Origin of the sequence: Ramlibacter tataouinensis (assembly GCF_001580455.1) — a bacterium.
GTDB lineage: Bacteria > Pseudomonadota > Gammaproteobacteria > Burkholderiales > Burkholderiaceae_C > Ramlibacter > Ramlibacter tataouinensis_B.
Genome location: NZ_CP010951.1, coordinates 3,284,715 through 3,302,592, shown reverse-complemented (window position 1 = coordinate 3,302,592; position 17,878 = coordinate 3,284,715). Strand labels below are relative to the sequence as shown.

The window sequence follows — 17,878 nt, the reverse complement described above, 5'->3', positions numbered from 1 at the left end:
CCGGCGGAACCACCCCCGGGGCAAGGTGTTGTTGGGGTACCGGTGTCAGCCGGCCAGGGCCTGCTCCAGCGCGTCCAGCAAGGCCGCACAGTCCAGGTCGAACCACTGGTCGCCGTCCACCAGCGCCGCGCCGCGCAGCTGCGCGGCCAGCCCCGGTGGCGCGGTTCCGGTGCCGGCGGCCTGCTCCGGTGCAAAACGCAGGCGCTGCGGCATGCCGTCGATGACGACGCCGGCGGCATCCGCGCCGTGCGCCAGCACCAGCAGCATCTGCCGCGCCGGCGTGCCGGCCGGCAGGCCCGCGAAGGCCGAGAGGTCGAACACCGGCGTGAGCGCGCCGTGCAGGTTGGCCATGCCGCGGAACCACGCGGGCGCGTTCGGCAGGCGGTACAGCGGCGGCATCTCGGTGAGCTCGCTGCCCTCCTCGAAGCGCACCATCAGGCGCAGCTCGCCCACACGGAAGCCCTGGCGCGCCCGCGCGGCCAAGCGCTCGCGCCCTTGCGGCAGCGGCGCCTCCATGCGCTCGACCGCGAGCGGCTGCGCGGCCGCAAAACCCGCCGTCAGCGCCTCGACCGGGCTCATCGCGCAGTCGAAACCGGCGGATTGCGTGGCGGCAAAGCCGTCGTCGCTGGCTGCCATGGCATCAGCCCTCGAGCTGGGCGAGGATGTCCTCGCGCGTGTAGGGCTTGGCGACATAGCCGCGCGCGCCCAGCATGCGTCCCCACGCGAGGTCGGCCTTCTGGTTCTTGCCGGTGACGAACACCACCGGGATGTCCTTGGTCGCGCCGTCGGACTTCAGGCGGCGGGTGGTGGCAAAGCCGTCGAGGTCCGGCATGTTCACGTCCATCAGGATCACGTCCGGCCGGTGGGCGCGGGCGCTCGCCAGCGCCTCCTCGCCGGACTCGGCCTGCAGCACGACATGGCCGGCGCCGGACAGGATGCGCTCCAGGTTCTGGCGGTCCACCAGCGCGTCGTCGACGATGAGGATCTTGCGCGCCATGGCGTCGGCGTTCCTCAGAGCGCCCGCACCTGGGCGAGCAGTTGGTCGTCGGTGTAGGGCTTGGTCACATAGCCCTTGGCACCCAGCATCTGGCCCCAGGCCTTGTCGGCCTTCTGGTCCTTGGCGGTGACCAGCACGACCGGGATGTCCTTGGTGCTGGCGTCGCCGCGCAGCGCGCGGGTGGCGGCGAAGCCGTCCATGCCGGGCATGTTCACGTCCATCAGGACCGCATCGGGCTTGTTGCGCTTGACCGCGGCGATCGCCTGCTCGCCGTTCTCCGCGGTGCTGACCATGTAGCCGGCGCCGGACAGCAGCTTCTCGAGCCGGGCACGGTCGACCTGGCTGTCTTCAACGATCAGGATGTTGCGGGTCATCGGTACTTCCTTTTTTCTGGTGGGTTGGGAAATGGGTCCAGGGGTCAGCCCGCCGTGGCCGTCCGGGCAGAAGCCCACGCCGACGGCGCGGGCGCAGCGGCCAGCCCCGGCAGGTGGCGCGCCAGCACGTCCTGCAGTTGCGCGGGATCGACCGGCTTGGTGAGGTAGGTGTCGCAGCCGGCCATCTTTCCGCGCACGCGGTCGAAGGGCGACGACTTGCTGGTGAGCATGACCACGGGCAGCGACTTGCCGGCGCCCGGGCGCGCCTTGAGCCGGCGGCAGGCTTCGAAGCCGTCGATGCCGGGCATCAGCACGTCGAGCAGGACGCAGGCGAAACTTCCGGCCGCCGCCGCCTCGATGGCGGCCTCGGCGTTGTCGACGGCGCTCACCTCGATGTCCATGCGTTCGAGCAGCGAGCCCAGGTAGTTGCGGACCGCCAGGCTGTCGTCCACCACCAGCACGCGGCGGGCGGCGGTGCCGCGGGTCGGGACAGGCGCGGCGACGGCGCCCTGCGCGCCGTGCTGCTCCAGCGCGCGGTACAGCAGCACCGGCAGGATCGGCCACTTGACGTGCCGCTCGATCAGGGTGTGCCCCGGCCCCGCGGCCTTACCGCCGGCCCAGATCACGGCCTTGCCCGCCAGCCAGGGCTGGGCGGCGGCCCATTGCATCGCGGCCGCGTCGGTGGCATCGACCATCACGACGTCGGCGCTGGCGGGATCGGAATCGTCGACCAGGTCGATGCGCGGGGCGCGCCGCTGCGACAGCTTCACGGTTCCTTCCAGCAGGCGGCGCTCCATGGGATTGAATCCCCGCACCAGCAGCTTGACGCGCGCGCCGTCCGGCATCTCATTCGACATCTCGGGGTCTCCTCACTCCGACGGCAGGAACTCAGGCGGCCAGCCGCTCGGCTTCCATGCGGTCCGCATGGCCGGCCGGGGGGCGGGAAACGGGAAGCGCCCAGGGCGGCTCGGCGGCGCCGGCGATGAAGCCTTCCAGCTCCGCCGGGTCCAGCCCCTCGGCGCCGGCGAGCGCCGGGATGGCGGCCTGGACCTGCGCCTGCGGCTCGCCGCACAGGTAGATGGCAGGGCGCGAAGGCAGCGTCTTCAGGCAGTCGGCCACGATGGACGCCAGGCCGGTCGAAGCGCCCGCGCGTGAACCGAGCAGCAGCACCAGCTCGTCGGCGCCGGCGAGCGAGGCCCGTACCAGTTCATTGCGCAGGGACCGGCGCGAGAGCAGTTTCACCCGCACCAGCTGGCCGCCTGCCGGGATGTCGGCGTAGGCCAGCCCGGCATCACCGCTCAGGTTGGCCGAGTCGGCATAGCGCAGGTAGGCCAGCGTGGTCCCGGCCCGGTCGCACAGGTTCTGCAGAAGATGCACGGGACCGTTGTCTTCCGCCGCCAGCAGCGCGATGGTGCGGCTCGGGCGGGACGCTGCCGCGGCCGCCGCCCCGGCGACGGGGGTGCTGAGCGCCTGCCAGATCTGCAGGGGCTGCATGGGCGCGGTCTGGTCCTTCAGGCGCTGGATGCGCCACCAGACCGGCCCCGGGCCGCCGCCGACCTGCGCCATCACCACGGTGGCCATCACCCCCAGGGTGGCCGGGCCGCGGCTGCGGTGGATCACCTGCTGGTGGATGTTGCGCGGATCCTCCGCCGCGCGCTGGCGCGCGGCCTCGACGGCCTCCTCCGGTCCTTCGAGCCACAGCACGAACCAGCCGGCGCAGTACAGCATCGCGCCCATGACCGGTGTGCCGGCCCCCTGCGCGCAGATGCGGTCGCGGACGCGGAACAGTTCCTCCATCACCGAGCCCCGCACCGTCGACACGCTGGTGCAGACGATTCTCGTCACGGGGGGCGCCATAAGGGCGGTCGGTTCGGCGGTCAAGGCGGGCTCCATCGGCGGGTTCGTTCGATGAAGCCAATCGTAGGCAGCGGTCCCGGCGCCGCCCATCCATGCGAAGCTCCCGGCGGCCTGCGGTCGGCCCCGGGGTCGCTAATACAAAGTTACCCTGATTACTTTTCGGTACCGACGAGCCCGGTACGCACGGCGTAGCGGACCAGGCCGGCGAGGTCGCGGATGTCGAGGCGGTCCATGATCTGCGTGCGGTGCGTTTCCACCGTCTTGATGGACAGGTCCAGCTCGCGGGCGATTTCCTTGGAGGACTGGCCCATGGCCACCAGCCGCAGGATCTGCGTCTGCCGGCTGGTCAGGCCGGGCGTGGCGCGCCCGCCGCTGAAGGCGAGCGCGAGCTTGCGGGAGATGGCGGGACTGAGGTAGACGTCGCCGCATTCCAGCGCCTGCAGCGCCAGCCCGAGCTCCTCGACCGCGGCGTCCTTGATCAGGTAGCCGGCGGCACCGGCGCGCACGGCTTCGGCCACGTACTCGTCGTTGTCGTACATCGACAGCAGCAGCACGCGGGTGGGAACGTCGGCGGCGGCGATCTGGTGCAGCACCGCGAGGCCACTCAGCTTGGGCATGGCGATGTCCACCAGCGCGACATCCGGCCGCAGCTCGTGCACCAGGCGCACCGCCTCCTCGCCGTCGGCGGCCTCGGCCACCACATCGACCTCCGGCATGGAATCGAGCAGGGACCGCAGCCCCGCCCGCACCAGGCGATGGTCGTCCGCGAGCAATACCTTCATGACTTCCTCCCCCCGCCCGAGGGCGGCCACGCCAGCCGCACGCGCAGGCTGGTGCCTCCGCCCCTGGTGCTGTGCACCTGCAGTTCGCCGCCCATCTCGGCCACCCGGTCACGCATCCCGGCCAGCCCCACCGAGGTGGCGGCGTGCGCCGCCTCGAAACCCACGCCGTCGTCGATGACCTCGATGGTCAACTCGCCTACGCATGACTCCAGCATCACGCCGGCACGGCTGGCATGGGCATGCCGCACCACATTGGTCAGCGCCTCCTGCACGACGCGGAACGCGACCAGCTCGGTCGGCTGCGGCCCGCGCGGCGGGTCCAGCCGGCAGCGCAGGTCGACGTTCGGCAGCGAGGGCCGGATGAAACGATCGATCAGCCAGCCGAGCGCGGACTCGAGGCCGAGGTCGTCCAGCAGGTGAGGATGAAGGGATGCGCTCAGGTTGCGAGTGTGCGCCAGCGCTTCTTCGGTCAGGTCGATGGGCGCGCTGAAGGCCACTGCGGGCGACGAGAGCTGATCGCGGCGGGCAAGCGAGGACAACTGCAGCTTGAGCGCGGTGAGGATCTGCCCCACCTGGTCGTGCAGGTCGCGCGCGATGCGGCGGCGCTCCGCCTCCTGGGCGCCGATCATCTTCATCGACAGCTGGCTCAGCCTGGCATTGCTGTCGACCAGCTGCTCTTCCTTCTCCACCAGTTCCGTCACGTCGTTCTGGATGCCGATGGTCCCGATCAGGCTGCCGTCCTCGCGCCGCAGCCCTTCGACCACGACATGGACGTGGCGCATGCCCTCGGGCGTGGGCACGTGGAAGGTGCCTTCCTGCGCTTCCAGGGCGGCAGCGGCGCGTGCATCCATCATCAGGATGCGCTCGGCCACTTCCGGCGCGAGCGCCTCGTCGACCCGCTGCCCCAACAGGCGATCGCGGGAAATGCCGACCCGGCGCTCGAAGGCGCGGTTGACCAGCATGAAGCGGCCATCGGGGGAGCGCATCGAAAGCGGCTCCGGCACGGCGTCGATCAGCTGCGCGTTGAAGCTCAGTTGCTCGGCGATGCGGGCATTCACCCGGCGCCAGCGCACGTTGTTCACCAGCCCGACGCCACAGAGCGCGACGAGCAGGAGGACCAACAGGATCCGTTCCTGCGCAGTCTGCTCCACCCGCATCGTCAGGAACAGCAGGCAGGCCAGCGAGGGATAGAACACCAGCCGCATGGCCACCTGCTCCGCGCGGGAGGGTATCAGCTGGGCGGTGGCGACTGTAAGGTGCATGTCAGGACGGTGCCTGCCCGACAGTGTCCCACGAATTGTTCAGCTGCCCGCCTCCCGGATTTCCCTGCCGGTGCAGGCCAACGGCGGCCGTGCTGGGGGACTCTCAAGCGCGTTGCATCTTCGCGACGGCTTCCATCTGCCCAGCGCCGGCGGTACGCCGGCGTTCCATCCTTGCGGCCGCTAGCTTCGCTGCATCTTCGCGTTCAGCGCCTCGGTGAGCACGCCCAGGCTTTCGGCCAGGTGGGCGCGCACCTCCACCGAGCCGCTGTGGCGGGCCACCGCCGTGCGAAGCTGCGCTTCGAGCTGGCGGGCGTTGTAGCGGATCAGGCTGACCGCGTCGGCCGGCAGACCGGAGCCGCGCGTGAGCAGGGCCTGCAGCCTGCGCATGTGCTCGCGCTGCAGGTTGCGGCGGATGCGGTCGATGTCGCCGCCGGTCGCCAGTTCGCTCCACACCGCGCGCTGCACCGTCTGGTAGACCTCGTTCAGCGAGATCAGGTCCTTGCGCTGGCTCGCCGGCACATAAGACGGCAGGTCCAGCAAGCGGCTGGCGGTGCCGGCGCTCATGAGGCGGTCCAGGGCGGTGAACTGCACGCGCCCCACCGAGCCGGCGATGTCCGGCGGGCCGGAGCGGCTCACCTCGTTGTAGTCGACGCCCAGGGTCGTGAGGAATTCCGGCCGGAAGCGGAAGCTGTCGGCGCTGAACAGGCCCTTCTCGAGGAAGCGCAGGGCTTCGCGCTGGCGCACGGGGTCCACTGGCGTGAACGCCGCGCGGCCGCTGCCGGGCAGCTCGCGGCTGGCGTGCATGCCGCCCACGTACTTGGCTGCCATTTCGGCGATGGACGTCAGCGGCCCGAAGCCGGAGGAGATGGCGCGGCGCGCGCGCAGCGGATCGTCGCCGGCGCGCGGCGGACGCTCCTGCGCCCGGGTCCAGAGCTCCTGCGACAGCGCCAGCCGTTTCCTGAACCAGGCCAGCGGGTTGTCACCGAGGTCGAAGCGGTTGGCCAGCGGGTCCGTGCCTTCGTAGCTGCCCCAGCCGGCTTCGATGTCGTCAGCATAGGCCAGTTGCGGCTCGGTGCTGCGCGCCGCGATGCGCGCCAGCTCCTGCGCTTCAGCGGCCGCGTCGAAGGGCCGGTAGGCGTACTCGATGGCCCAGTAGTCGTAGGCGCCCAGCGTGTTGCGGTGGTAGGCGCCCTGCTTCTCGCCCTTGAGCGCCAGGTTCACCGGGACGTACTCCATCACCGAGTTGCCCAGGCCGTGCTCCTGCGTGTAGGCGAGGTCCTGCAACTGCGCCGCGGTGACCGTGGTCGAGCCCTTGAAGTTGTGCTTGAGGCCCAGCACATGGCCGACCTCGTGCATGATCGTGCCCTTGATCGCGCTGAGCACGAAGGCTTGCGCCTCGGGGCTGTCCGGACCGATCTCCTCGCGCGCTTCCAGCAGATCGAGCGCGAAGGCGGTGTCCATCGCCGCCATGTGGGCGTCGTCGCACTGGAAGGCCAGGCGCCCGTTGCGCGCCGTCCATGGCAGCTCGGCGTGCGCGGGCGCGGCGGGCTTGCCGACATCCTCCACATAAGCGCGCCGCGAGATTCGCGCGAACACGTCGCTCATGCCGATGTCGGCATCCAGGATCTCGCCGCTGCGCGGGTCGGTCTGGCTGGGCCCGATCGCATAGCCCGCATCGGCGCCGACGAACCAGCGGATCGAGGCGTGGCCCGCGTCCATGTTGTCCCAGTCGGCTTCGTCGGCCTGCTGCTGGACGACGATCGCGTTCTTGAAGCCGATGCGCTCGAACGCCTTGTTCCATTCGAGCACGCCGGCGGCCACCGTCGGCCGGTACTTGGGCGGAATGTTTTTGTCGAGCCAGAAGACGATCGGCTTGACCGGTTCCGACAGCGCCGCCGCCGGATCCTTCTTTTCCAGCCGCCAGCGCGTGATGTAGTGGGTGCGCGGGTTGGCCTTGAGGTCGCCGCCGAGGTCGGTGAACGATTCGGTGAAGTGGCCCAGGCGCGGATCGGCCAGGCGCGGAGCCATGGTCTCGGCGGGCAGCGCGAGGAAGCTGTAGACGTAGTCGACGAAGAAGCTGCGCGGATCGGGCGGGGTCGCCGGCGGCGGCGGCATGGGATTGGCCGCGGGCGACATGGGCGGCGCCGGGATGCGCGGCGTGGAGAAGTGGATCCGGGCTGTGAGCGTCGACAGCTTCGCTTCGGCGCGCGCGCGCTCGAACGAGGAATTGGCGCGATCGACCGAGAACGGCAGGCGGTAGGCCTTCTCGATGGCGGTGGAGTAGCCGGGAATGTCGGCCAGCAGGAAGGACGCATCCACCAGCAGCGACTTGCGCTCGGGATGCTCGGCGCTCGCCAGGCCGGCCGATGCGATCAGGCTGGGCGAGAAAGCCTCTTCGATCGCGCGCTTGCCGCCCTGGTCGGCCACCGCGCGGTAGCCGGTGTTGATGGCCAGCAGCTGCAGCTGCCGGCCGACGATGCGGATCTGCACCAGCTGCGCCATCCCCATGTGGCTGGCGTACAGGCCACGCTCACCGACCGAGTTGGCGATGTTCGCGGTGAAGAGAAAGGGCTTGCCCACCATCTCCGGCGGGATCTCCAGCCAGGCCTTCTCGTCCTTGCGCCAGATCGGCAGCAGGCCGTCCTGGCGCGTTGCGCCCTTGAGCACTTCGTCGAAGGGCTTGGGCGCGGCCGGGTCGGCGGGCGGGCGGGCCGCTGCGGAGGCGGGCGCCGACGCCGGCGTGGCGGCAGCTTCGGCGACGCCGTCTTGCTTCCGGCCGGCCACAGGGGATTCCGCCGCGGCGGCAAAGGAGAGAAAGGCCGCGAGCGCGGCCGTGGCAAAGCTTTTCATCGGGCGGGCCTCCTGGGGGCCAGGCTGATCAGTTTAGCGCCGGGGCTGAGGATTTGGCGCCCTGTGGGCTTCATGCCGGGGCCTGCGCGAGGAGCGCCAAAGGATGAGCGCGCAGGCTAGCCGGCTTGGCTCCGGGGCTGGCCCTGGCCGTCCCGGATCTCGACGTGCCGCTTCTTCACCTGCGTGATGATGGTCCGCATGATCTCGATCAGCGCATTGCGGTCCAGCCCGTAGCTCGAGGCCAGTTCCGAGTAGTGGAGTTCCTGCATGCGCTCGCGTTCGGCATCCTCGGGCGGCAGCGACATCGACATCTTGAGGTAGCCCACTTTCTCGGTGAGCCGGAAACGCTCGGCCAGGATCGCGACGATGGCGTTGTCCAGGTTGTCGATGCTTTTTCTGATTTCGAGCAGTTCGCGGCTGACGGTCATGGGCTTTCCAAGGAAGAGCCGGATGATACTGATCCGCCGGCGGCCACCGCCGGTCCTGGGGCCCGCCGCGGCGGACCCCGGCCGGTCAGGCGGCGGGCAGGGGCGCGTGGCCGCGCGGAATGGCCGCCAGCAGCTGCTGCGTGTAGGGGTGCCGCGGGTTGGCGTACACCTCCTCGGAGGTTCCGCGCTCGACGATCTCGCCGCGGTTCATCACCAGGATGTCGTCGGCCATGTACTTCACCACCGCGAGGTCGTGGCTGATGAACACATAGGTGAGGCCGAACTCCTCCTGCAGGTCCAGCAGCAGGTTCAGCACCGTCGCCTGCACGCTGACGTCGAGCGCGCTCACGCTCTCGTCGCAGACGATGATCTCGGGGCGCATCGTCAGGCAACGCGCGATCGCGATGCGCTGGCGCTGGCCGCCGGAAAATTCATGCGGGTACTTGCCGAAGGCCGACGCCGGCAGGCCCACCTTCTCGAGCCAGCCGAGTGCGAGCCGCGCGCGCTCTTCGTCGTTGGCACCGATGCCGTGGATGCGCATCGGCTCCATCAGGATCTGGCCGACCGTGAAGCGCGGGTTCAGGCTGGCATACGGGTTCTGGAAGATGATCTGGATGCGCTTGCGATAGGGCCGCATCGCGTCGGCGCTGAGCGCCGCGAGGTCCTGGCCCTCGAACAGGATGCGGCCGGTGGTGGCCTGCGTCAGCCGGGTGAGCATCATGCCCACCGTGGTCTTGCCCGAGCCGGACTCGCCCACCACGCCCAGCGTGCGTCCCTTGTGCAGCACGAAGTCGGCGCCCTTCACCGCGTCGATGGTCTTGTGCCGGAACAGGCTTTCCTTCAGGCGGTAGGCCTTGGACAGGCCCGACACTTCGATCAGCGCGGGGCCTTCGGCCGGCACCGGTGCGCGCTGCTCGGTCACCAGCGGCCGGTTGTTCACCACGTCGTCGATCACCGGCAGGCGGCGCGGACGCGTGTCCAGGCGCGGGCGGCAGGCCAGCAGGGCGCGGGTGTAGGCGTCCTGCGGGGCGCTGAAGATCTGCCCCACCGCGCCGGCCTCGCGCACCACGCCGTGGCGCATCACCACCACCTGGCTGGCCACTTCGCCCACCAGGCCGAGGTCGTGGCTGATGAACAGCATGCTCATCCTGTGGCGCTCCTGCAGCCGCGCCAGCAGGTCGACCACCTGGCGCTGCACCGTGACGTCCAGCGCCGTGGTCGGCTCGTCGGCGATCAGCAGCTTGGGCTCGCAGGCGATCGCCATCGCGATCATCACGCGCTGCTGCTGTCCGCCCGACAGTTCGTGCGGATAGGAATCCAGCCGCGCCCGCGGCTCGGGGATGCCCACCTCGGTGAGCAGTTCCAGCGCGCGGTCGCGCGCGGCGCGGGCGCCCAGCGTGGTGTGCATGCGCAGCACCTCGGCGATCTGCTCGCCCACCGTGAGCACGGGGTTGAGCGAGCTCATGGGCTCCTGGAACACCACCGAGATCTCGCGGCCGCGCAGCCGGCGCATCTCCTCCGGCGTCGCCTGCAGCAGGTCGCGCCCCTCGAACAGCACGCGGCTGGCCGGATCGAGCAGGGCGTTGTCCGGCAGCAGCCGCACGATGCTCATCGCGCTCACGCTCTTGCCGCTGCCCGATTCGCCCACCAGGGCCACGGTGGTGTTGGCCGGGATGTCGAAACTCACGCCGCGCACGGCTTCCTGGATATCGTCCTTGCCCATGCGGAAGGACACGCGCAGATCGCGCACTTCAACTAGCTTGCTCATCGTGCGGTTTCCTAGCGCAGTTTCGGGTCGAGCGCGTCGCGCAGCGCGTCCGTCAGCAGCGCGAAGGCGGTGACGAAGGTGGCCATGAAGGCGGTCGCGGCCACCAGCTGCCACCACTTGCCCAGCACCAGTTCGGTCTGCGCCTCGGCCAGCATCGTGCCCCAGCTCACCATGTCGATGGGCACGCCCAGCCCCAGGAAGGACAGGATCACTTCCGCCTTGATGAAGGACACCACGTGCAGGCTCAGCTGCACCAGCACCACGTGGCTCACGTTCGGCAGGATGTGGCCGAACATGCGCGCCAGGTGCCCGGCGCCGATCGCTTCGGCGGCGCGCACGTACTCGCGATTGCGGTGCTTCATGTACTCGGCGCGCACCAGGCGGTAGATGCCGGTCCAGCCGACCACGCCCAGGATGATCACCACCGGCGCGATGCTGCTGGAGAACACCTTGCCCAGCGGCCCGTACTTGAACACGGCCGCCAGCGCGAAGATCAGCAGGATGTAGGGGATGGAGGTGAAGACGTTGTACAGCCACTCCAGGAAGTCGCCCGCCTTGCCGCCGAAGTAGCCGCCGATGGCGCCCAGCACCGTGCCGATCAGCGTGGCCAGGAAGGCGGCCGCGATGCCGACCAGGATGGAGACCTGCGCGCCCTTGATCGCCTTGTCCAGCACGTCGCGCCCGATGCGGTCGCCGCCGAAGGTCAGGGTCGGCGCGCGCGTCGCGTCGACGGTCTGCACCTTGGACGCGCGCTCGTTCCAGTCCTTGTAGAACGGCGTCAGCGGGTCGATGTCGGACAGGTCGATGTTGGGGATCTTCGGCCCTTCGGACTTGACGGCTTCCTTGGCTTCGGCGCCCACGAAGGTGGGCGGCGCAAAGGGTTCGCCCACTTCGCTTTGCCAGTGCGAGGCCAGCAGGCCGATTTGCGACAGGACCACCATGACCAGGAACACGGCCACGATCCACAGCGAGACCATGCCGACGCGGTCGTTCTTCAGGCGCTGCCAGGCCTGCACCCAGACACTGGGGGACTTCGGCAGGGCCTGGGCCATTGCCGCCGCGGATGCCGCAAGGTCGGCCGCGCTCGCGGCCTGGGCGGAAGGAACTGCACTCATTTCAGGACCACCCGCGGATCAACGAACTTGTAGAGGACATCGGTGACCAGGTTGATCACCATCGTGAGGGCGGCCAGATAGATCGTGACGGCCTGGATCACCGGGAAATCGCCGCGGCCGACGGCGGCATACACCTCGCGGCCGAGGCCGGGAATGGAGAAAAACACTTCGATCAGGAAGGAACCGATGAACACGCCCGGCAGCTGCGTGGCCACGTTCGTGAGGATCGGGATCATGGCGTTGCGCAGCACGTGCTTGAACAGGATGGTCTTTTCCGGCACGCCCTTGGCGCGCGCGGTGCGCACGTAGTCGTGGCCGATCTCGTCCAGGAAGAAGCTGCGGTACAGGCGGGTGTGGGGCGCCAGGCTGACCAGCACCGCCAGCAGCACCGGCAGCGGTGCGTAGACCAGGAGGTTGGTCCAGGTGCTGTTGGACCAGCCCTGCACCGGGAACCAGCCGAGCTGGAAGGCGAAGAGGTACTGGCCGATGATGATGTAGACCAGGAAGCTGATCGACAGCGCGACGGTGCTGATGATCATCACCAGCCGGTCGGTGAGGCTGCCGCGCACGTACGCCACCGCCATGCCGGCGACGATCGCCAGGCCGACTTCGAGCAGCAGGATCGGGACCATGATGGTCAGCGTGGCGGGCAGGCGGGTGGCGAAGATGTTGGCCACCGTCTCCTTGGTCGCCCAGCTCGCACCCCAGTCAAATGTCACGACCTTGAGGACGAACAGCCACAGTTGCTCGAGCACCGGCTTGTCGAGCCCGAGCTGCCTGCGAATCGAGTCGATCTGCTCCTGCGTGGCCTGAAGGCCCCCGAGGATCTCCGCGGGATCGTCGCCGAAATACTTGAACAGGAAGAAAACCAGCAGGATGACCCCGGCCAGGGTCGGAATCATCTGCAAAATTCGGCGCAGAACGTATGAAAGCATTGCTGTATTGTGCGGGCTTGCGGATCGCGCCCCCGACGGACTTCGGGAAACTGCTCGTGGCAGATGGATGGGCGCGGATTATGCTTGCGCCCCGCGTTCCCCCGTATAGGTGTTTCCAACCATGAAGTCCCGAACCTGGGCATGGGCCATCAGCCTTTGCCTGGCCCTTGGTGCCGTCCAACCCGCCGGCGCCCAGATCGCTAACAACGAAAAAGTCCTGCGCTACGCCTTTCCCGTCGCCGAGACCGGCTTCGATCCGGCGCAGATCAACGACCTGTACTCCGCGGCCGTCATCGCGCACATCCTGGAGGCGCCGTACGAGTACGACTATCTCGCGCGTCCCGCGAAGATCGTGCCGAACCTGGCCGAAGCGATGCCGGAGGTGTCGCCGGATTTCCGTACCTTCACCTTCCGCCTGCGGCAGGGTGTCTACTTCGCCGACGATCCCGCCTTCGGCGGCAAGCCGCGCGAGTTGACGGCGCAGGATTTCGTTTACACCTTCAAGCGTTTCTTCGATCCGAAGAACAAGAGCCCCAAGGCGTCCGGCTTCCTCGAAGAAAAGATGCTGGGCACGGAGGCGCTGCGCAAGCAGGCCGAGGCCACCGGCAAGTTCGACTACGACACCGAGATCGAGGGCTTGCGCGCGCTGGACCGCTACACCGTGCAGATCAAGCTGGCCGAATCGAGGCCGCGCTTCACGTACTCGCTGGCCGACCCGGCGACGCTGGGCATCGTGGCGCGCGAGGTGGTCGAGAAATACGGCGACGCGATCATGGAGCACCCGGTGGGCACCGGCCCGTTCGTGCTGAAGGACTGGCGCCGTGCCTCGAAGATCACGCTGGTGCGCAACCCCGGCTTCCGCGAAAAGCGCTTCCAGGCCGAGGCCTCCGATGCCGGCGGCGCGAAGATCCTCGGGCAGCTCAAAGGCAAGAAGCTGCCGATCGTCGACAAGGTGATCGTCTCCATCATCGACGAGCCGCAGCCGCGCTGGCTGGCGTTCCTGAACAACGAGCACGATTTCCTGGAGCGCCTGCCGCAGAATTTCGCGACGCACGCCATCCCGAACAACAAGCTCGCGCCCAACCTCGCCAAGCGCGGCATCGGCATGGAGCAGGTGCCGCTGTCGGATTTCACGCTGTCCTACATGAACATGACGGACCCCGTGATCGGCGGCTACACACCCGAGAAGGTGGCGCTGCGCCGCGCGATCGCGCTGGCAATCAACAACGACGAGGAAGTGCGGCTGCCGCGCCGCGGACAGGCCGTGGTGGCGCAGGGCTTCATCGTGCCCAACACCACCCTGTACGACCCGAACTTCCGCTCGGAGATGGGCACGCACGACCGGGCCAAGGCCATGGCCCTGCTGGACATGTTCGGCTACACCGACAAGGACGGCGACGGCTGGCGCGACCTGCCGGACGGCAAGCCGCTGGTGCTGGAGTACGACACCCTGTCGCGCGCCGACTACCGCGAGCTCGACGAGGTCGTGAAGAAGAACCTCACCGCCGTGGGCATCAAGATCAACTACCGCATCGGCCAGTGGCCCGAGCAGCTGCGCGCCGCGCGCTCCGGCAAGCTGATGATGTGGGGGCTGGGGAATTCGGCCACGACGCCCGACAGCGGCAGCATGCTCCAGTTCGGCTACAGCAAGTCGGCCGGCCAGCAGAACTTCGCCCGCTTCGCCAACAAGCGCTTCGACGAGCTCTACGAAAAGCAGTCGGTGATGCCCGACGGCCCCGAGCGCCTGGCGGTGATCAACGAGGCCCAGCGCATCCTGATCGCCTACATGCCGTACAAGCTCAAGGTCCACCGCATCGCGACCGACCTGTGGCAGCCCTGGGCCAGCGGCTACAAGCGCCACCCGTTCCGGCGCGACTTCTGGCAGTTCATCGACATCGACAACAGCAAGCTGCCCAAGGGCAGCAACGGCAACCACTGAGTCCACCGGACTAGCCCATGCGCTTCGAACCCCTACGTACCGCGCAGCGAGCTGCGCTCATGGCGCTGGCCTGCCTCGCCCTCGCCGCGCCCGCCCAGGCCGCGCCGGAAAAGGTGCTGCGCTACGCCTTCCCGGTGGCCGAGACCGGCTTCGACCCGGCGCAACTCAACGACCTGTACTCGCGCATCATCACCGCGAACATGTTCGATGCGCTGTACGGCTACGACTACCTGGCGCGGCCGGCCAGGATCAAGCCGGTGCTGGCCGACGGCATGCCGGTGATCTCGCCGGACTTCAAGACCTACACGGTGAAGATGCGCCGCGGCATCTACTTCGCGGACGACCCGGCCTTCGAGGGCCGCAGGCGCGAGGTGACCGCCGCCGACGTGGTCTTCAGCTACAAGCGGATCATGGATCCGAGGAACAAGAGTCCGCTGGTGAGCGGCCTGGAGGAAGAGAAGATCCTCGGCCTGTCCGAGCTGCGCAAGAAGGCGCTGGCGGGCGACGCCCGGTTCGACTACGACACCGAGATCGAGGGCCTGCGGGCGCTGGACCGCTACACCGTGCAGTTCAAGCTCGGCGAGCCGCGCCCGCGCTTCACGCTGACGCTGGCCGACCCGGGCATCTTCGGCGTGGTGGCGCGTGAAGTGATCGAGAAGTACGGCGACGCCATCATGGAGCACCCGGTGGGCACCGGCCCCTTCATGCTCAAGGAATGGCGGCGCTCCTCGAAGATCACGCTGGTGCGCAACCCGGGCTACCGCGAGCAGCTCTATGACGCCCAGCCGCCGGCCAACGACCCGCAGTCGCAGGCGCTCGCGGCGAAGATGAAGGGCCGGCGCCTGCCCATGATCGACCGCGTCGAGGTCTCGATCATCGACGACCCGCAGCCGCGCTGGCTCTCGTTCCTGAACAACGAGCACGACTTCATGGAGCGGCTGCCCGAGAACTTCGCCACGCACGCCATCCCGAACAACAAGCTCGCGCCCAACCTGGCCAAGCGCGGCATCCAGATGGAGCGCGTGCCGCTGTCGGACATCCGGATGGTGTACTTCAGCATGCTGAACCCGGTGGTGGGCGGCTACACGCCGGAGAAGGTGGCCTTGCGGCGCGCCATCGCGCTGGCCATGGACAGCAAGCAGGAAGCCCAGCTGGCCATGCGCGGGCAGGCGATGGTGGCGCAGGGCTTCATCATGCCCAACACCAACAGCTTCGATGCCGACTTCCGCTCGGAGATGGGTACCCACGACCGCGCCAAGGCCGTGGCGCTGCTGGACATGTTCGGCTACACCGACAAGGACGGCGACGGCTGGCGCGACCAGCCCAACGGCCAGCCGCTGGAGCTGGTCTACGACACGCTGTCGGCCGCCGACTACCGCGAGCGGGACGAGGTGATGAAGAAGAACCTCGACGCCGTGGGCATCAAGCTCCAGCTGCGCATCGGCAAATGGCCCGAGCAGTTGCGCAATTCGCGCGCCGGCAAGCTGATGATGTGGGGCTACGGCCTGTCGGCGAGCTCACCGGACAGCGCCGGCGTGCTGGCGCTCGGCTACAGCGGCTCCTTCGGCCAGCAGAACCACTCGCGCTTCAAGAACGACAAGTTCGACGAGTTGTACCGCCAGCAGGCGGTGATGGCGGACGGCCCGGAGCGCGACGCGGTGATCCGTGAAGCAGTGCGCATCATGATCGCCTACATGCCGATCAAGGTGCGCGTGCACCGCATCGGCACCGATATGATGCAGCCCTGGCTGCTGGGCTACAAACGCCACCCGAACGCGCGCGAGTTCTGGCAGTACGTCGACATCGATACCGACCGCCTTCCCCAAAAGTAGTAGGCGCTGGTCCACACCTCACAAAGGAAAGTCATGAAAAAGAACGCACGCCGGCAATTTGCCCTGCTTGCCCTGTGCGCCGCCATGGCGCTGCCCGTTGCGGCCGCCGTCGTTCCTCCGGGGGTGGAACTGCACCCCACCCAGACCCTGATCCGCAACAACGGCTCTGAGCCGGAAACGCTCGATCCGGCGTCGGCGGAAACCGTGGGCGCGAACAACATCACGCGCGACATGTTCGAGGGCCTGACGGCCAACGACGCGGCGGGCAAGATCATTCCCGGTCTGGCCGAGAGCTGGAAGCAGACCAACGCCACGACCTGGGTGTTCAAGCTGCGCCAGAACGCCAAGTGGTCCAACGGCGACCCGGTGACCGCGCAGGACGTGGTGTACGGCATCCGCCGCTTCCTCGACCCCAAGACAGCGTCTAAGTACGCCGCCACCTATGGCGTGTTCCTGCAGAACGGCAAGGAAGTCGCCATGGGCAAGAAGCCGCCGAGCGAAGTCGGCGTGAAGGCCCTGGACAAATTCACGGTGGAGATCAAGACGCCCTTCCCGGTGTCGTTCCTGCCGCAGCTGGTGTCCAACAACAACCTGGGCCCGGTGCACCAGGCCTCGATCGAGAAGTTCGGCAAGGACTGGACCAAGCCCGGCAACCTGGTGGGCAACGGCGCCTACGTGCTCAAGGAATGGCAGGTCAACAGCAAGGTCGTGCTGGAGAAGAACCCGAACTACTGGGACGCGGCCAATGTGCAGCTCACGCGCGTGACCTACCTGCCGGTGGAAGACGGCAACGCCGACGTCAAGCTGTTCGAGTCGGGCCAGAACGAGTGGGTGTACCAGCTGCCGCCCGGCACCTACGAGGATGCGAAGAAGAAGTACCCCAAGGACGTGCGCAACGCGCCCATGCTGGGCCTGCGCTACTACGACTTCCAGACCCAGAGCCCAGCGTTCAAGGACGTGCGGGTGCGCAAGGCGCTGTCGATGGTGATTGACCGCGACATCCTGGCGCAGAAGATCACGGCCGATGGCCAGTCGCCGCTGTACGGCCTGGTCGTCAAGGGCATGGATGGCGCCGAGATGTTCGAATACGACTGGGCCAAGTGGCCCATGGCGAAGAAGATCGAGGAGGCCAAGAAGCTGCTGGCCGAGGCCGGCGTGAAGCCCGGCACCAAGTACACCTTCTCGTACAACACGAGCGAATACCACAAGAAGATGGCCATCTTCGCCCAGTCGGAGTGGAAGACCAAGCTCGGGCTCACCATCGAACTCGAGGCCATGGAATTCAAGGTGCTGGTCAAGAAGCGCCATGACGGCGCCTTCCAGATGGCGCGCAACGGCTTCATCGCCGACTACAACGACGCGACCAACTTCCTGGCGCTGGTGCGCTGCGACTCGGACCAGAACACCAACTTCCACTGCAACCGCAAGGCCGAGGAGATCATCAACCAGGCTGAACAGAGCGACGAGCCGGCCAAGCGCAAGCAGCTCCTGACGCAGGCCGTCAAGATGATCATGGAGGACTACCCGATCCTGCCGATGCTGCAATACTCGCTGCCGCGCTTGGTAAAATCCTACGTTGGCGGGTATTCGCTGGAGAACGCGCAAGATCGCTTCCGCAGCAAGGACCTGTACATCATCAAGCACTGATCGCGCGACCGGCGCGGTCAGCACGGCGCCTCGCGCAGCACCCCGCGCGAGGCGTTGGTTCGCTGAAACATTGAAATGGATGCTGAGAGACG

The 17,878-nt window shown here is 68.1% G+C and carries 15 protein-coding genes; 3 read left to right on the top strand and 12 right to left on the bottom strand.

The window, feature by feature from the left end; all coding sequences use genetic code 11:
* Nucleotides 1-45: 45 nt before the first annotated feature.
* The 12 genes from UC35_RS15485 to UC35_RS15430 form a co-directional block, all read right to left on the bottom strand.
* The gene (locus UC35_RS15485; RefSeq protein ID WP_061501232.1) at nt 46-636 is read right to left on the bottom strand and encodes a chemotaxis protein CheW; all 591 of its coding nucleotides are present in this window, start codon (nt 634-636) and stop codon (nt 46-48) included.
* Between the two features lie 4 nt (nt 637-640).
* The gene (locus tag UC35_RS15480; RefSeq protein ID WP_061501229.1) at nt 641-997 is read right to left on the bottom strand and encodes a response regulator; all 357 of its coding nucleotides are present in this window, start codon (nt 995-997) and stop codon (nt 641-643) included.
* A gap of 14 nt (nt 998-1,011) precedes the next feature.
* On the bottom strand, nt 1,012-1,371 hold the full coding sequence (locus UC35_RS15475; RefSeq protein WP_061501227.1) for a response regulator: 360 nt from the start codon (nt 1,369-1,371) through the stop codon (nt 1,012-1,014).
* A 44-nt stretch (nt 1,372-1,415) separates the two neighbouring features.
* Nucleotides 1,416-2,228 (bottom strand): response regulator, encoded by an 813-nt coding sequence (locus tag UC35_RS15470; protein ID WP_061501225.1) that lies wholly within the window; start codon nt 2,226-2,228, stop codon nt 1,416-1,418.
* 31 nt (nt 2,229-2,259) lie between these two features.
* Nucleotides 2,260-3,216: a BLUF domain-containing protein gene (locus tag UC35_RS15465; RefSeq protein ID WP_158513913.1), complete on the bottom strand. Its 957-nt coding sequence runs from the start codon at nt 3,214-3,216 to the stop codon at nt 2,260-2,262.
* Between the two features lie 164 nt (nt 3,217-3,380).
* Nucleotides 3,381-4,010 carry a response regulator gene (locus tag UC35_RS15460; RefSeq protein ID WP_061501221.1) on the bottom strand — a complete coding sequence of 210 codons (630 nt, stop codon included), beginning with the start codon at nt 4,008-4,010 and terminating at the stop codon, nt 3,381-3,383.
* Nucleotides 4,007-5,272, bottom strand: coding sequence for a PAS domain-containing sensor histidine kinase (locus tag UC35_RS15455; protein ID WP_061501218.1), 1,266 nt, complete (start codon nt 5,270-5,272; stop codon nt 4,007-4,009). Before UC35_RS15455 ends, UC35_RS15460 begins: the two co-directional genes overlap by 4 nt.
* Before the next feature lie 180 nt (nt 5,273-5,452).
* Nucleotides 5,453-8,122, bottom strand: a complete 2,670-nt coding sequence (locus UC35_RS15450) for a zinc-dependent metalloprotease (RefSeq protein ID WP_061501216.1) — start codon at nt 8,120-8,122, stop codon at nt 5,453-5,455.
* 116 nt (nt 8,123-8,238) lie between these two features.
* Nucleotides 8,239-8,550 carry a chorismate mutase gene (locus tag UC35_RS15445; RefSeq protein WP_061501214.1) on the bottom strand — a complete coding sequence of 104 codons (312 nt, stop codon included), beginning with the start codon at nt 8,548-8,550 and terminating at the stop codon, nt 8,239-8,241.
* 85 nt (nt 8,551-8,635) lie between these two features.
* Entirely contained in the window at nt 8,636-10,318 is a 1,683-nt protein-coding gene (locus UC35_RS15440; RefSeq protein WP_061501213.1) for an ABC transporter ATP-binding protein, read from the bottom strand.
* Between the two features lie 11 nt (nt 10,319-10,329).
* Nucleotides 10,330-11,433 carry an ABC transporter permease gene (locus tag UC35_RS15435; protein WP_082793275.1) on the bottom strand — a complete coding sequence of 368 codons (1,104 nt, stop codon included), beginning with the start codon at nt 11,431-11,433 and terminating at the stop codon, nt 10,330-10,332.
* Entirely contained in the window at nt 11,430-12,368 is a 939-nt protein-coding gene (locus tag UC35_RS15430) for an ABC transporter permease (protein WP_061501209.1), read from the bottom strand. Before UC35_RS15430 ends, UC35_RS15435 begins: the two co-directional genes overlap by 4 nt.
* A gap of 121 nt (nt 12,369-12,489) precedes the next feature.
* On the opposite strand from UC35_RS15430, the gene UC35_RS15425 reads away from it, so the two are divergent.
* The 3 genes from UC35_RS15425 to UC35_RS15415 are packed head-to-tail and all read left to right on the top strand — an operon-like array spanning nt 12,490 to nt 17,786.
* On the top strand, nt 12,490-14,307 hold the full coding sequence (locus UC35_RS15425; protein ID WP_061501207.1) for an ABC transporter substrate-binding protein: 1,818 nt from the start codon (nt 12,490-12,492) through the stop codon (nt 14,305-14,307).
* 17 nt (nt 14,308-14,324) lie between these two features.
* Nucleotides 14,325-16,139 carry an ABC transporter substrate-binding protein gene (locus UC35_RS15420; protein ID WP_061501204.1) on the top strand — a complete coding sequence of 605 codons (1,815 nt, stop codon included), beginning with the start codon at nt 14,325-14,327 and terminating at the stop codon, nt 16,137-16,139.
* A gap of 33 nt (nt 16,140-16,172) precedes the next feature.
* Complete coding sequence (locus UC35_RS15415) at nt 16,173-17,786, top strand: peptide ABC transporter substrate-binding protein (protein ID WP_061501202.1); 1,614 nt, start codon at nt 16,173-16,175, stop codon at nt 17,784-17,786.
* Nucleotides 17,787-17,878: the final 92 nt, after the last annotated feature.